The organism is Alteromonas sp. AWM4_230, from assembly GCF_056158305.1.
The window spans coordinates 184,573-198,598 of record NZ_JBSWTB010000001.1; the positions used below are offsets into that span (position 1 = coordinate 184,573).

At 45.9% G+C, this 14,026-nt stretch carries 14 protein-coding genes; 12 read left to right on the forward strand and 2 right to left on the reverse strand.

Annotation, left to right across the window (positions count from 1 at the left end; genetic code table 11):
* Positions 1 to 278: 278 nt before the first annotated feature.
* The 3 genes from mpl (at position 279) to ACXACS_RS00760 (ending at position 3,147) form a co-directional block, all read left to right on the forward strand.
* Positions 279 to 1,637, forward strand: coding sequence for a UDP-N-acetylmuramate:L-alanyl-gamma-D-glutamyl-meso-diaminopimelate ligase (gene mpl, locus ACXACS_RS00750; protein WP_474802896.1), 1,359 nt, complete (start codon positions 279 to 281; stop codon positions 1,635 to 1,637).
* A gap of 65 nt (positions 1,638 to 1,702) precedes the next feature.
* Positions 1,703 to 2,335 carry a flavin prenyltransferase UbiX gene (locus tag ACXACS_RS00755; protein ID WP_014975357.1) on the forward strand — a complete coding sequence of 211 codons (633 nt, stop codon included), beginning with the start codon at positions 1,703 to 1,705 and terminating at the stop codon, positions 2,333 to 2,335.
* Between the two features lie 2 nt (positions 2,336 to 2,337).
* The gene (locus tag ACXACS_RS00760; RefSeq protein WP_474802899.1) at positions 2,338 to 3,147 is read left to right on the forward strand and encodes a S1/P1 nuclease; all 810 of its coding nucleotides are present in this window, start codon (positions 2,338 to 2,340) and stop codon (positions 3,145 to 3,147) included.
* Between the two features lie 164 nt (positions 3,148 to 3,311).
* On the opposite strand, the gene rraA is transcribed toward ACXACS_RS00760, so the two are convergent.
* Positions 3,312 to 3,797 carry a ribonuclease E activity regulator RraA gene (rraA, locus tag ACXACS_RS00765; RefSeq protein ID WP_179982013.1) on the reverse strand — a complete coding sequence of 162 codons (486 nt, stop codon included), beginning with the start codon at positions 3,795 to 3,797 and terminating at the stop codon, positions 3,312 to 3,314.
* A 368-nt stretch (positions 3,798 to 4,165) separates the two neighbouring features.
* On the opposite strand from rraA, the gene ACXACS_RS00770 reads away from it, so the two are divergent.
* From ACXACS_RS00770 to ACXACS_RS00805, 8 genes are read left to right on the forward strand one after another with little or no spacing between them, the layout of a single operon-like run.
* Positions 4,166 to 4,678, forward strand: coding sequence for a phosphatase PAP2 family protein (locus ACXACS_RS00770; RefSeq protein WP_474802902.1), 513 nt, complete (start codon positions 4,166 to 4,168; stop codon positions 4,676 to 4,678).
* A gap of 1 nt (position 4,679) precedes the next feature.
* Complete coding sequence (locus tag ACXACS_RS00775; protein ID WP_474802904.1) at positions 4,680 to 5,747, forward strand: MJ1255/VC2487 family glycosyltransferase; 1,068 nt, start codon at positions 4,680 to 4,682, stop codon at positions 5,745 to 5,747.
* 51 nt (positions 5,748 to 5,798) lie between these two features.
* On the forward strand, positions 5,799 to 5,996 hold the full coding sequence (lptM, locus tag ACXACS_RS00780; RefSeq protein WP_474802905.1) for an LPS translocon maturation chaperone LptM: 198 nt from the start codon (positions 5,799 to 5,801) through the stop codon (positions 5,994 to 5,996).
* A complete protein-coding gene (gene lysA, locus ACXACS_RS00785; RefSeq protein ID WP_474802906.1) occupies positions 5,996 to 7,246 on the forward strand; it encodes a diaminopimelate decarboxylase in 1,251 nt (416 codons plus the stop codon). Before lptM ends, lysA begins: the two co-directional genes overlap by 1 nt.
* Before the next feature lie 35 nt (positions 7,247 to 7,281).
* Positions 7,282 to 8,112, forward strand: a complete 831-nt coding sequence (gene dapF / locus ACXACS_RS00790; protein ID WP_118490701.1) for a diaminopimelate epimerase — start codon at positions 7,282 to 7,284, stop codon at positions 8,110 to 8,112.
* Positions 8,109 to 8,804 carry a DUF484 family protein gene (locus ACXACS_RS00795; RefSeq protein ID WP_474802907.1) on the forward strand — a complete coding sequence of 232 codons (696 nt, stop codon included), beginning with the start codon at positions 8,109 to 8,111 and terminating at the stop codon, positions 8,802 to 8,804. The genes dapF and ACXACS_RS00795 overlap by 4 nt, the downstream gene beginning before the upstream one ends.
* A 5-nt stretch (positions 8,805 to 8,809) precedes the next feature.
* Entirely contained in the window at positions 8,810 to 9,730 is a 921-nt protein-coding gene (xerC, locus tag ACXACS_RS00800) for a tyrosine recombinase XerC (protein WP_474802908.1), read from the forward strand.
* 20 nt (positions 9,731 to 9,750) lie between these two features.
* Positions 9,751 to 10,491, forward strand: a complete 741-nt coding sequence (locus ACXACS_RS00805; protein WP_474802909.1) for an HAD-IA family hydrolase — start codon at positions 9,751 to 9,753, stop codon at positions 10,489 to 10,491.
* A 37-nt stretch (positions 10,492 to 10,528) separates the two neighbouring features.
* Here ACXACS_RS00805 and cysE read toward each other — a convergent pair whose 3' ends face one another.
* Entirely contained in the window at positions 10,529 to 11,326 is a 798-nt protein-coding gene (gene cysE / locus ACXACS_RS00810) for a serine O-acetyltransferase (RefSeq protein ID WP_179982004.1), read from the reverse strand.
* 511 nt (positions 11,327 to 11,837) lie between these two features.
* On the opposite strand from cysE, the gene uvrD reads away from it, so the two are divergent.
* Positions 11,838 to 14,009, forward strand: coding sequence for a DNA helicase II (gene uvrD / locus ACXACS_RS00815; protein WP_118490711.1), 2,172 nt, complete (start codon positions 11,838 to 11,840; stop codon positions 14,007 to 14,009).
* Positions 14,010 to 14,026: the final 17 nt, after the last annotated feature.

Sequence of the window (14,026 nt, forward strand, 5' to 3'; positions counted from 1 at the left end):
TTGTACTTGCAGTCGCTCAGCTTTCCTTACCGGCGTTTATCTGAAGCACACACAGGTTTTAAGCCTGTGGTTAGATTGTAACCGTGTTCTTAGTTAAGTGGAACACACCTTCAAAAAGTCATTCACACACCATACCAGTTTGAAAGCTGCGAATATTCAAATATTTGTTCTAAACAAAGGCTGGCGACCATTATAAATCGATGAAAATTGAATTATCTATCGGTCGTAGGGTTCTGATACAGTACGCCAATAACATGATAAATCACCGAGAATGCGCTATGCATGTACATATTTTAGGCATTTGTGGAAGTTTTATGGGTGGCATCGCCGCCATTGCCAAATCACTAGGCCACAAGGTTACAGGCTCAGATAAGAACGTTTATCCCCCAATGAGCACTCAGCTTGAAGCACTAGGCATCGAGCTTACACAAGGCTATAGCGAAAGCCAATTTGATCCAGTACCAGATATGGTAGTGATTGGTAACGCCATGTCGCGTGGCAACCCGGCGGTAGAGTACGTATTAAATCGCAATTTACCTTACACCAGCGGCCCACAATGGCTGCTAGATAACTTACTCAAAGATCGTTGGGTCATCGGTCTATCTGGTACCCACGGTAAAACCACCACCAGCAGTATGGTGGCGTGGATTTTGGAACACGCAGGTCTTAATCCAGGTTATTTGATTGGCGGCGTTCCTGAGAACTTTGGCGTATCGGCCCGCGTGGGTGAAAGCCCTTTTTTTGTTATAGAAGCCGATGAATACGACAGCGCATTTTTCGATAAACGTTCTAAGTTTGTACACTATCGCCCGAAAACATTGGTTATCAACAACCTTGAGTTTGATCACGCCGATATTTTCGCAGACCTTGCAGCTATACAAACCCAGTTTCACCATTTGGTTCGCATGGTGCCGGAAAATGGGCTTATTCTTACGCCAAACGGCACGCCCGCTATTGAAGATATGCTCAAAAAAGGGTGCTGGTCGTCACGTCAGTCTTTAGGCAAAGAATGGCATGCTGAACTGCTAAAGAAAGACGGCAGTGAATTTAATGTATTACATAACGGGGTTATAGCCGGAACCGTAACTTGGTCACTTGTGGGTCAGCACAATGTAGACAACGCTCTTATGGCAATAGCCGCTGCCCATCATGCAGGCGTTACCTTACCCGATGCTATAGCAGCACTATCATTTTTTAAAAACGTTAAGCGCCGCATGGAAGTTAAGGGCGAAGTCGACGGCGTCACGCTTTACGATGACTTTGCGCACCACCCTACCGCTATAGCGACTACACTTGATGGACTGCGCAAAAAGGTAGGTAATGCACGTATATTAGCCGTGCTAGAGCCGCGCTCGAACACCATGAAAATGGGCGTACACAAAGATACACTGGCTAATTCATGGCAAAAAGCCGATGAGGTTTACCTTTATGAACCTGAAGGCATGGACTGGTCTTTAGTCGATTCGGTAGCGCACAGTAATGCGCCTACTCACTGTTTCAGAGATGTAGAGAAGATCGTTCAAGACGTTTGCAACGTAGCACAATCGGGCGATCATATTCTTGTAATGAGTAACGGCGGTTTCGAAGGCATTCACGGCCGTATTCTCGACGCTTTAAAAATGAAGTCCAAACTGTAAAAAATTAGAATAACGTTATATTCGATGGACAAGCCACAAGGCTTGTTATCAACAGAGGCTAAATCATGAAACACGATAAGCAAGTTACGCTTGCTATTACAGGGGCATCTGGCGCACCTTACGCTCTAACACTGCTGAAATCGTTGGTTAATGCAGACTATCAAGTTTACGTACTTATCTCTTCAGCGGCCAAGGTGGTATTTGCTACTGAAGAGAACGTAAAAATACCGGGCCGCCCCGAAGACGCAGCGGCGTTTTTTACGGAACACTGCAATGCTAAACCTGATCAAATCAAAGTATTTGGTAAAGAAGAATGGTTTTCCCCAGTTGCTTCAGGTTCAGCCGCCCCAGCTAAAATGGTGGTATGCCCATGCTCTACAGGTACGCTTTCTGCCATTAGTATTGGCGCAAGCGACAACCTTATTGAGCGCGCCGCCGATGTCGTGTTAAAGGAGCGGGGACAACTTATTTTAGTTCCACGTGAAATGCCTCTTTCATCTATTCATTTAGAAAATATGCTTAAACTTTCACAAATGGGGGCTACTATAATGCCCGCTGCGCCAGGCTTTTATCACAACCCCAAGACAATTGACGACTTAGTGGATTTTGTTGTGGCGCGCATACTAGACCACCTAGGTATTGAGCAGTCTCTTGTCGCAAGATGGGGCTATCAGTCTTCAAAACATTCAGAGGATTAATCATGTTCGCGTTTGCAAACAAGATTTGCGCAGTTGCGCTGAGTACACTATTTACATTGTGTATTGCATCACCCGCTTTCGGATGGGGACAAACAGGCCACAGAGTAACAGGCGCTATTGCCCAGCAATATCTTAGCCCTCTATCGCAGGCTGCACTTATGGAGCTGTTGCCACATGGTTCGTTGGCTGAGGCCTCGACCCATGCCGATGAAATGCGTTCTGACCCCAGCGAATTTTGGCAAAAAACCGCTAGCCCTTGGCACTATGTTTCTGTACCTGAAGGAAAGACCTACGAAGAAGTTGGTGCACCAAAGCAGGGTGATGCTGTTACAGCGTTAAAGCAATTTACTGAAACCTTAAAAAGCGACACAGCCAGCATTGAAGAAAAGCGTCTAGCCCTTCAGTTTATTGTGCATATCATAGGCGATCTCCATCAACCACTGCACGCTGGCAACGGCACCGACCGCGGTGGAAACGATGTAAAAGTACGCTTCTTCTGGCAAGATTCTAATTTACACCGCGTATGGGATTCGCAGATGCTAGAGCAGCGCAAATTGTCGTATTCTGAGTGGACTGAATGGCTTACACAAACCATTACCTCAGAAGACATTCGCAGTTGGGCTACGACCGACCCTATGGTATGGATTGAGGAAAGTACCGCTATTCGCGATACCATTTACCCAGATGACGCCAATAACATGAGCTACGACTACTTATACAATCATCTGCCTACTGCTAAAAAGCGTTTACAGATGGCCGGTATTCGCATTGCTATGTATTTAAACCAAGTGTTTGAAGAAGCGAATAAGTAGTTTTAAGTAGCACCGACGTCAATTCGACGTTATCTCTGGGCTTATCAATTCGTCTTATTGGCGCTATCGTAAACCCCGCAAATAATAAAAACGCAAACGGAGGCCTTACGCCTCCGTTTTTTCATGTATTCTTAAAGCAGGTAGCTTTTGTTTACTGCTTAACTTCAATCTAAATCTAGCGGTTCAGGAGAAAGAATAACGCCCGTGCTATCTGCATATAGGTGGTCTTCAGGTAAAAACGTAACGCCGCCAAAGTTAACCGGTACGTCAACTTCGCCAATGCTTTCACATTCGGCATTTACTGGAATGGCTGCTACGGCTAATACGCCAATATCCAATTCAGCAAGGCTATCAACTTCACGCACGCTACCGTAAATCACAACCCCTTCCCAATCGTTATCAATAGCGACTTGAGCAGATGATGCATCAAATAGTGCACGTCGGCTTGAGCCTCCGCCATCTATCAGTAGTACTTTACCTGCACCAGGCTGGGCAAGCACACGGTCGATAAGACCTCGGTCTTCAAAGCATTTTACGGTGGTAATCTCACCACCAAAAGAATAACGGCCACCAAAGCTTGCGAAAATCGGATCTACTACGTCTACGCTGTCAGCAAACAAGTCGCATAATTCAGATGTGTTGTATTCCATTATTTTGCCTTACTAAAATTGAGAAGCGTTGAAGCTCTATGCTCGTTAGACCTAGCATAGCATTTATTCTGATGATGCAAATGGTTGATTTAGCGCGTTTCATCAAATTTTTATGTTTTGTTAAAAAAGCAGTAATTCAACGCAGATGAGCCTTAATTGAGCACGTATTTTGCTTCATGAATCAAGCTAAAATTGTTCTTCTAAAAAATTTTGTTTAATAACCACTTTCCCCGTGAGTGAAATGGGTAAATGACAAAAAATAGGAACCGCGTTAGATGTCAAAAAAGTTTCTTTTTTCCGTCACCCACTGGTCACAGACACACTTTAGCCTGTGCAGTAATTAACCGATAGGGGACAAGGCGATGTTGATGAAATCCTTGACCAAGTACGACACTGACTTATTTTATCGCCTCTACAAACTGACGCAAAAAAGAGACTGTAGAAGTATTGTCTGGTTGTCGAAAACAGGTGACGGCTACTTATACTTTGTAATCGGTATGCTGCTTTGGGCATTTGAGCCGGAGCACGGTGAGCTTTTCCTTTACACAGCGCTGATGGCATATGCGCTGGAATTACCCATCTATGTGCTGCTTAAGAAAATGTTCAAGCGCCCTCGCCCTTGCGATTTTCTAATGAATTTAACAGCACATGTCACGCCTTCTGATAAGTTTTCTCTACCCTCAGGCCATACTGCTGCGGCAACACTAATGGCGTGTATCATTGCGCACTATTACCCGCCATTTGCCTTACTTGCTTACAGTTGGGCAGCACTCATAGGGCTGTCACGGGTACTGTTAGGTGTACATTATCCTTCTGATGTGGTCGCAGGCTCTCTACTAGGCGTAACAATCGCGACACTAAGTATTTCAATTCTGGGGTAGCATGAAATTATTGTATGGTGTGCAAGGCACCGGAAATGGGCATATTGCTCGAGCACGAATTATGGCGGCAGCATTGGCCGAGCGAGACGATGTTAGCGTTGACTTTGTTTTTTCTGGTCGCGCCCCTGACAAATATTTTGATATGGAAGTGTTTGGTACATACCGAACATACAAAGGGTTAAGCTTTATTACGAAAAGCGGGCGCGTAGACAAATGGTCTACCGTTAAAGACGCCAACCTTCGTCAGTTAAACAAAGACATCAAGGCATTCGATACCAGTGGTTACGATTTGCTGGTAAACGACTTTGAGCCCGTAACGGCCTGGGCTGCAAAGAAACAGGGGCTACCTTCTATTTCTATCAGCCATCAAGCGGCGTTTACGTACAACGTGCCTAAAAGTGGCAATACCATTTTTGATAGTTTGATAATGAAGCTATTCGCACCTACCGAACTTCAACTAGGTGTACACTGGTATCATTTTAATCAGCCTATTATCCCGCCGTTCGTTTCGGAAAAACCCGTTGTGTCTTCCGGTAATGGTCACGTACTGGTTTACCTACCTTTCGAAGATATTGAAGATATTCACCAAATGCTTGAACCGCTAAGCGACCAAGTATTCGAATGTTTCCATCCGAATATCGACGAAGCGAGAGAGATGGGCCATATCCACTGGCATCCAACCTCTAAAAAACATTTTCAAAAAGCCTTACAGCATGCCAGTGGCGTAATTGCTAACGGAGGCTTTGAGCTATCTAGCGAAGCACTCCAGCTAGGCAAAAAACTGTTGATTAAACCGTTACACGGTCAGTTTGAACAGCTTTCCAACGTGTTAACCCTTAACAAATTGGATTTGTGTCAGACGCTATTTCAACTCGACACCGACATAGTAGAAGAGTGGCTTGAAGCGCCTGAAAATGAAGCTATCGCTTTTCCTGATAACCCCAATGTTCTAATCGATTGGCTCAAAAACAAAGACTTTTCTGATACACAGAGCCTGTGTGACGCCCTTTGGAAAAACGTTCAATACGGCGATAAAACACAAGAACGTTTATTGGCTCTTGCAATTTAACACCGCAATGCGATGATAGCGGCATTTGTCGTATTCTTTGCGGGATTTTTCGTGCTTAAAAAGTCAGTTGTTTTCTTGCTAACACTCACAGCATTGTGTGGCTGTGGTTATAAAGGGGCGCTTTATATTCCTGACGCGCCTGCACAAAACACCTCTACTGAACCAACGTCTTCTGAAAATACAGGAGTCGATGCTTCGTCTAGCGCCAATACCCCATCCCCCGCAACTACTTCTGGAGAGCTGAACTAGTGGATTTTTTCGCCTACAGCCAAGGTCAGCTTCACGCTGAACAAGTGGCTGTTTCTGATATTGCAGCCCAGCACGGAACGCCGGTTTATATTTACTCACGCGCTACGTTAGAGCGCCATTGGCATGCGTTTAACGATGCTATCGGTGAACACCCTCACCTTGTGTGTTATGCAGTAAAAGCTAACTCAAACATTGGTGTGTTGAATGTTTTAGCGAAGTTAGGATCAGGCTTTGACATCGTTTCAGCGGGTGAACTAGCCCGTGTTATTGAAGCCGGTGGTGACGCAAGCAAAGTGGTATTTTCAGGCGTAGGCAAAAAACACGACGAGATCCGCTATGCGTTAGAGCAAGGCATCATGTGTTTTAACGTAGAGTCAGAGCCAGAGCTTCACCGCATTAACCAAGTAGCCGGCGAAATGGGTGTAAAAGCCCCTATTTCACTGCGCATAAACCCTGACGTTGATGCCAAAACTCACCCTTATATTTCTACGGGTTTGAAGGCGAATAAATTTGGTATTGCACGTGAACGCGCGTTGGCTACTTATGAGCTGGCTGCATCGCTTCCTCATCTGAATGTGGTTGGTATGGACTGTCACATAGGCTCACAGCTTACCGAAATTGGACCTTTTGTTGATGCATTAGAACGCTTACTTCTGCTTATTGATGAACTAGCCGAGCGCAACATTATTATTGAGCATTTAGATGTAGGTGGTGGTCTTGGCGTAACTTACAACGACGAGCAACCGCCTCATCCTAAAGCCTACGCACAAGCCATGGCTGAAAAGATGGTAGGCCGCGAAAACCTTAAGCTTATCCTTGAACCTGGTCGAGCTATTGCGGCTAACGCGGGTATTCTGGTCACTGAAGTTGAATTTATCAAAGAAGGTGAAGAGAAGAGTTTCGCCATTGTCGATGCTGCTATGAACGATTTATTGCGCCCTGCGCTTTACTCTGCATGGCAAAATATTATTCCTGTGAAAGAAGAAACCACGGCAACGCCTCGCACCTATGACGTTGTAGGGCCTGTGTGCGAAACCGGTGACTTTATAGGAAAAGATCGAGAATTAGCTATTGAACCAACCGACTTACTTGCGGTTCGAAGTGCTGGCGCCTATGGTTTTGTAATGGCGTCGAACTACAATAGCCGCTGTCGACCAGCGGAAATTATGGTAGACGGCGACAAAGCAATTGTGGTTCGCGAACGAGAAAAACAAAAAGATCTCTGGCAAGGTGAGCATAAACTTCCGTAAACTAGAGACAAACTAACAAGATAGATGCGCGTTTAATGCAGGTTCAATTTTCTAAAATGCACGGCTTGGGTAACGATTTCATGGTTATTGATAACGTTACTCAGAACGTCTTTTTCTCTAAAGAAAAAATTCAGCAATTAGCTAACCGAAACTTCGGTATTGGCTTCGACCAGCTGTTGATGGTAGAACCGCCATATGACCCTGAACAAGATTTCCACTATCGCATCTTCAATGCAGACGGCTCCGAAGTAGAACAATGCGGCAATGGCGCCCGTTGTTTTGCCCGCTTTGTTAAGCAAAAAGGCCTAATTAACCGCAACAAGATAGTGGTAAGTACCAAAGCAGGAAAGATGGTGCTTTATCTAGAAAAAGATGGTCAAGTAACGGTCAACATGGGCAAACCTGAGTTTGAACCTGCGAACATTCCGCTTACAGCCAACAAGCAAGAGAACACGTATATTTTGCGTGTGGGCGAGCGCACCTTGTTTATTGGCTCAGCGTCAATGGGCAACCCTCATTGCGTTATGGAAGTAGACGATGTGAATACGGCCAATGTCGCCGAAATTGGCCCGCTTGTTGAAAAGCACGAACGCTTTCCAGAAGGCGTAAACGTTGGCTTTATGCAGATAATTAACGATTCGCATATCAAACTTCGCGTATTTGAGCGTGGTTCGGGTGAAACCTTGGCCTGCGGCAGCGGTGCATGTGCAGCAGTTGCAATTGGTCAAATACAGGGTAAATTAAGTAAAGACGTACGGGTAGACTTGCCCGGAGGCAGCTTACGTATACGCTGGCCTGGCCCAGATAACGTGTTAAAAATGACAGGGCCTGCCGAACACGTATATGACGGACATATAAATTTATGAGCGAAGTATCAGGGCAATCTAACGCCACGCAATTAATTGAGCCATTTAACGACACAACGGAATTGTCGAATGCTGATGTGCGCGCGTTCTTATTACAAAACCCTGAGTTCTTTGCCGAGCATGCCGACCTTCTTGAAAAAATTAAGCTTCCCCATGAACACAAAGGCAGTGTTTCACTTGTCGAAATTCAAAGTGAACAGCTTAGACAAAAAGTCAGGCAGCTAAATTTCAAGCTAAACCAACTGGTTACCATAGCTAAGCAAAACGAAAAAATATATCGCGTTTATACCGACTTGAACGTGCAGCTACTGCGCTGTGAAAGTGTTGCCGAAGTGCAGTTTACCTTAGAAGATGTGCTGCAAGAGCGTTTGCAGTTGTCCTCTGCGGTGATAAAAAGCTTTAAAGGGCCCCATGCCATCCCTGAACTGCAACAACGCCTGTTTACGGAAAAGCGCTTTAAAAATACCAACTTCTTCTTTGGTCGTTTGTCACAGCATGAACGTCAGCTTCTTTTCGGCGAAAGTCCTGCGGAATCTGTCGCATTAATGCTACTTGGTGACAACCGTGAATTAGGTATTTTGGGCATTAGCAGCAGCGACGCCAGCCACTTTACGCCAGATATGGATACCCTCTTGCTTCAACAGCTTCAGCAAGTGCTAAATATCATCTTGCCTGAAATGATGGGATATTAGGTGCCGTGTCTACGGACGCCTTAATCAGCGAACCGTGTCAGCAATGGCTCGATAAATTTCTACTTCATTTGCAGGTAGAGCGCGGTTTATCCCTACACACCATCAAAAATTATCAGCGCCAGCTAACCGAAGTGGCAAAGCTACTTGGGCTGTACGAATGGTCTGGGCTCACGCCAAGCGATATTAAGCGTGTTATGGCTGATGCAAAAATGTCTGGGCATAGCCCGCGTAGTATTGCCCTTAGACTATCGGCCCTAAGAACATTCTGCCAATACCTTATTGACCATCAACAGCTATTCAGCAACCCTGTTGAAGGCATCCAAGCCCCGAAACAAGGAAAGCCGTTACCTAAGCAGCTAAGCGTGGATGAGATGCAGCAGTTACTTAATGCCTCGCCTCGAAGCAGTGACGATGATGAAGGCATGCAGTTAAGAGATGTTGCCATGTTTGAACTGCTTTATGGTTGCGGCCTGCGCTTAAGCGAACTTACCGGGCTTAATTTAGCCGACTGTTTAAAAGACGGTACGGTGAAGGTCATGGGTAAAGGAAGTAAACAACGTATACTGCCATTAGGCCGGCACGCGCAAAAAGCGCTAAACGCATGGTTGAAAGTACGTCCTGCCTACGCTTCCCCGTATGAAAGCGCAGTATTTGTCAGTAAGCGTAAAACCCGTATATCGAACAGGCAAGTTGCAAATCGTTTAGATAAAATGGCGCAAGACCAGTCGCTTTCGCAAAAAGTAAGCCCCCACAAACTGCGCCATTCTTTTGCTACTCACGTATTAGAATCAAGTGGCGATTTGCGTGCGGTTCAAGAGCTTTTAGGTCACGCTAACTTATCGACAACACAAGTTTATACTCACCTCGACTTCCAGCATCTCGCCAATGTATATGACGCCGCTCATCCGCGGGCGCACAAGAAATAAGGCTAACCTAAGGTTTCACCATGCAGTTTTTCAGGTCAATTAACAAAGTCCAGGCAATGACCTTCGACCTTGACGACACCCTTTACAATAACGGACCTATTATTCGACGGGCCGAGGAAGCACTTCAAGCGCATATTGCTAAGCACCACAAGTCGGCCGCCGCGTTGTCGGCTAACGACTGGCTAGCACTTAAGCGAGCTGCCATAAAAAAGGATCTGCGCTTAGCCTCTGATATGGGGCAGCTTAGGCGTGTAGTACTTACCGCCGCACTATCGAATACGGCTCCCAAAGAGTTAAAAACAGACCTGACCAACAGTGGTGAACTTAGTGATGCGGTAGAGGCCTGCTTTAACTGCTTTTACGACTCAAGAAGTAACTTTGAATTGACTGACGATGTACACGCAGCCCTTAAGGCAGTAAGTAGTCAACTACCGCTTATCGGCATTACTAATGGTAATGTAAACGCAGAAAAAATAGGGATTGATGGTTATTTTGAAACCATTCTTCACGCCAGCACATCGCGCCCTATGAAACCGGCCCGAGACATGTTTGATGAAGCCGCAGCACGTTTACACATTGCACCGAAACACATTCTTCATGTAGGCGACAATATTATCAAGGATGTACAAGGAGCAATTAACGCTGGCTATCAAGCAGCATGGTTTGCCTGTAACAGACCCATGACACTAGCGAACGAACCTGTAAGCGTATTGCCTCATGTAGCACTAGACAACCTCAACGAGTTAACCCACTTCCTGTGAATAATGGGGTCAGAGTCAGGACTCTGACCCCACAGCTTTAGTTATCTTCTAGGACGTTTTGGCGCATGGACTCGCAGGGGCTTTGACAAACCGGTCTCCCAACCACTTTTGCTGGCACGCCCACCACGGTAACGTGGGCTGGAACACTGTTCAGTACAACGCTACCAGCGCCGACTTTCGAACCTTCGCCGATTTCGATATTCCCTAGAATTTTGGCACCTGCGCCAATTAATACGCCTTGGCGAATTTTGGGGTGACGGTCGCCCGACTCATTACCCGTACCGCCTAACGTAACGCTCTGCAAAATAGACACATTATCTTCTACCACCGCAGTCTCGCCCACCACAATACCAGTTGCGTGATCGAACATAACGCCCTTACCAATTCGCGCTGCTGGGTGAATGTCTACACCAAAGCTTGATGAATTGCGGCTTTGCAAAAATAAGGCTAATTGGTGGCGCCCGTGAAGCCAAAGATAGTGCGCCATTCTATGCACCTGCACGGCATGGAAACCTTTAAAGTGCAGTAAAGGAGTAAGGTAATCGTTCACTGCGGCATCACGTGCATTAATCGCCATAATATCAGCAATGGCTGCCTCGCTAATACCTGGCTCTAACAAGTAGGCTTCGTCGAACACCTCACGTATAGCAAGCGCAGGCATCACGTCATCTGCCATTTTGTTTGACAAAATGAAGCTTAGCGACGACTCAAAATTATGATGCGCAAGAACACTGGCATGCACATAGCTAGATAGCAAAGGTTCGTTTTCAGCAACAATTTGCGCTTCTTGTTTAAGCGTCGACCAGAAATCGATGGGCGTAGAGAGTGCGGTCATGAGCATATCCCGTTAATGTGCTGTTAGTGAGCTGGTTGTGTGCCAATGTACGTCGTTAATAAATTGGGGCCGTGTGCTTTTTCAGCTTGCCTAAAATGGCTCAACTTTTTGACTAACTCTCGCCTTGTATGAAAGTGCAGAGGTTGCCAAAGTAAAAGAGCAGAAAGTTTACCCGAGTTTGGCGTGATGCAATACCGATGTGATACCTGCCAAGCGCATAATTCGATCAATTTATCGTATTAATTCGTTATAGCTAATAACTGTACCTTCCAGTTGTGCACTTTTGGGTCTGCCTTTGGCAACATTAAGCACTGTAACATTTTAATTAGAACGGTTAAAACACCTATTTCTTTCATTAAAAGCCCCGTATAACTGCACATCTTAAATACCCAAATAACCGCGCTTTTACTTAACGAAAACGGTAAAAAACTGGACTGTATAAATTAACAGTCAGATGGCATAATAGCCCGCTGCTGAATGTATAACACTATCAACTAACAGGTACCACACTATGGATGTATCTCGACTGCTAGACGAGCTTAACGACAAACAGCGTGAAGCAGTAGCAGCCCCATTATCAAATGCCCTAGTATTAGCTGGCGCAGGTAGTGGTAAAACCCGTGTATTAGTGCATCGCATTGCGTGGTTGATGGAAGTCGAAAACATCGCACCTTTTTCTATTCTCGCGGTTACCTTTACCAATAAAGCAGCAAAAGAAATGCGCGGCCGTATTGAGTCGTTGATGGGTCGCAGCCTGCACAATATGTGGATTGGTACCTTCCACGGGCTTGCGCATCGCCTATTACGCGCACACCACGCTGAAGCTAACTTGCCTGAAAACTTTCAGATTATCGATTCTGACGATCAATACCGTTTAATTCGCCGCATTCTAAAAGCCATGAATTTAGATGAAAAGCATTGGGCCCCGCGTCAAATCCAGTGGTACATAAACGGCAATAAAGACGAAGGCCTGCGTCCTCAGCATATCGAGACCCATGGCGATCATATCCAAAAGACCATGCGTGAAGTCTACGCAGCATATCAAGACGCCTGCGACCGTTCAGGCTTAGTTGATTTTGCCGAGCTTTTACTACGCGCTCATGAGTTATGGGCAAAGAACCCTGAAGTGTTGGCTCACTATCAGCGCCGTTTCCGTGCTGTGTTAGTTGACGAATTCCAAGATACCAACAATATCCAGTATGCATGGCTTCGTATGCTGTGTAGCGGTGACAATAACAACATTATGATTGTTGGCGACGACGATCAGTCTATTTACGGCTGGCGCGGTGCAAACGTAGATAATATTCAGCATTTCCTAAAAGACTTTAATGAGCCTACCACTATTCGCCTTGAGCAGAATTACCGTTCTACCGGGAACATTTTGAAAGCGGCGAACACGGTTATCGACAACAATACAGGCCGGTTAGGGAAAGAGCTGTGGACAGAAGACGCTCAGGGCGAGCTTATCTCTGTCTATGCCGGTTTTAACGAACTCGACGAAGCCCGCTTTATCGTGTCTAAAATTAAAGACTGGCTAAATCAAGGCAACGCCCTTAGCGACACCGCTATTCTTTATAGAAACAACGCTCAGTCCCGTGTACTGGAAGAAGCTTTATTACACGAAGGGTTGGCCTATCGCATTTACGGTGGCTTGCGCTTCTTCGAACGCCAAGAAATTAAAGATGCGCTTGGCTATATGCGCATGGTAAGCCACCCCCACGATGACGCGGCTTTTGAACGTGTGGTAAACACCCCAAGTCGCGGTATTGGTGAGAAAACCCTATCGCAAGTACGCGACACTGCACGTATGCATAACTGTTCTATGTGGCAAGCCAGCCAGCTGCTTATAAACGAAGGTGGCTTTAAAGGCCGTGCGTTAAACGCTATGCAAAGCTTTGTATTACTCATTACAGAGCTTGAACAAGCCACATTAGACGAACCGCTTGACCAACAGGCTGATAAAGCCATTCGCCAATCTGGTCTGTACGCCATGTACCAGGCTGAGCGTGGTGAAAAGGCTCAGGCTCGACTAGAAAACTTAGAAGAACTCGTCAGTGCTTGTAAGACTTTTATCGTGCCAGAAGAAGCCGAAGAAATGTCGCCTCTGGCCGCGTTTTTGGCCCACGCTTCCCTTGAAGCAGGCGAAACTCAGGCGGACAAAGACCAAGACGCGGTGCAGATGATGACTATCCACACTGCAAAAGGCCTTGAATTCCCATTAGTGTTCTTAGCCGGCGTGGAAGAAGGTATGTTCCCTAGCCAGATGACCAACGACGAACCAGGTCGAATGGAAGAGGAACGCAGACTTTGCTATGTTGGTATGACTCGCGCTATGCAAAAGTTGTATATCACTTACGCAGAAAGTCGTCGATTATATGGTCAAGATAAGTATCATACGGCTTCGCGTTTTATTCGTGAAATGCCAGCAGATTGTGTGGAAGAAGTCAGGCTTAAATCCACCATCTCGCGGCCTGTACATAACCGCTTTAGCCAAGCAACCTCGCACGCCAGTTTTGAAGAAACAGGCTTTAGTTTAGGTGAGCGCGTAGTGCATCGTAAATTCGGCGAAGGCATTGTGCTTAACTATGAAGGTAGTGGTGAGCATGGCCGAGTTCAAGTAAACTTCGATGAATTTGGCAGCAAATGGCTGGTACTTGCTTACGCAAAGCTGGAGAAAGCGTAACGTTATTAATTGGCAAG

What these genes read in the sequence shown, in the direction of transcription:
- mpl (WP_474802896.1), top strand. Translation starts at nt 279, where the DNA reads ATGCATGTACATATTTTAGGCATTTGTGGAAGTTTTATGGGTGGCATC.
- ACXACS_RS00755 (WP_014975357.1), top strand. Translation starts at nt 1,703, where the DNA reads ATGAAACACGATAAGCAAGTTACGCTTGCTATTACAGGGGCATCTGGC.
- ACXACS_RS00760 (WP_474802899.1), top strand. Translation starts at nt 2,338, where the DNA reads ATGTTCGCGTTTGCAAACAAGATTTGCGCAGTTGCGCTGAGTACACTA.
- rraA (WP_179982013.1), bottom strand. Translation starts at nt 3,797, where the DNA reads ATGGAATACAACACATCTGAATTATGCGACTTGTTTGCTGACAGCGTA.
- ACXACS_RS00770 (WP_474802902.1), top strand. Translation starts at nt 4,166, where the DNA reads ATGAAATCCTTGACCAAGTACGACACTGACTTATTTTATCGCCTCTAC.
- ACXACS_RS00775 (WP_474802904.1), top strand. Translation starts at nt 4,680, where the DNA reads ATGAAATTATTGTATGGTGTGCAAGGCACCGGAAATGGGCATATTGCT.
- dapF (WP_118490701.1), top strand. Translation starts at nt 7,282, where the DNA reads ATGCAGGTTCAATTTTCTAAAATGCACGGCTTGGGTAACGATTTCATG.
- ACXACS_RS00795 (WP_474802907.1), top strand. Translation starts at nt 8,109, where the DNA reads ATGAGCGAAGTATCAGGGCAATCTAACGCCACGCAATTAATTGAGCCA.
- ACXACS_RS00805 (WP_474802909.1), top strand. Translation starts at nt 9,751, where the DNA reads ATGCAGTTTTTCAGGTCAATTAACAAAGTCCAGGCAATGACCTTCGAC.
- cysE (WP_179982004.1), bottom strand. Translation starts at nt 11,326, where the DNA reads ATGACCGCACTCTCTACGCCCATCGATTTCTGGTCGACGCTTAAACAA.
- uvrD (WP_118490711.1), top strand. Translation starts at nt 11,838, where the DNA reads ATGGATGTATCTCGACTGCTAGACGAGCTTAACGACAAACAGCGTGAA.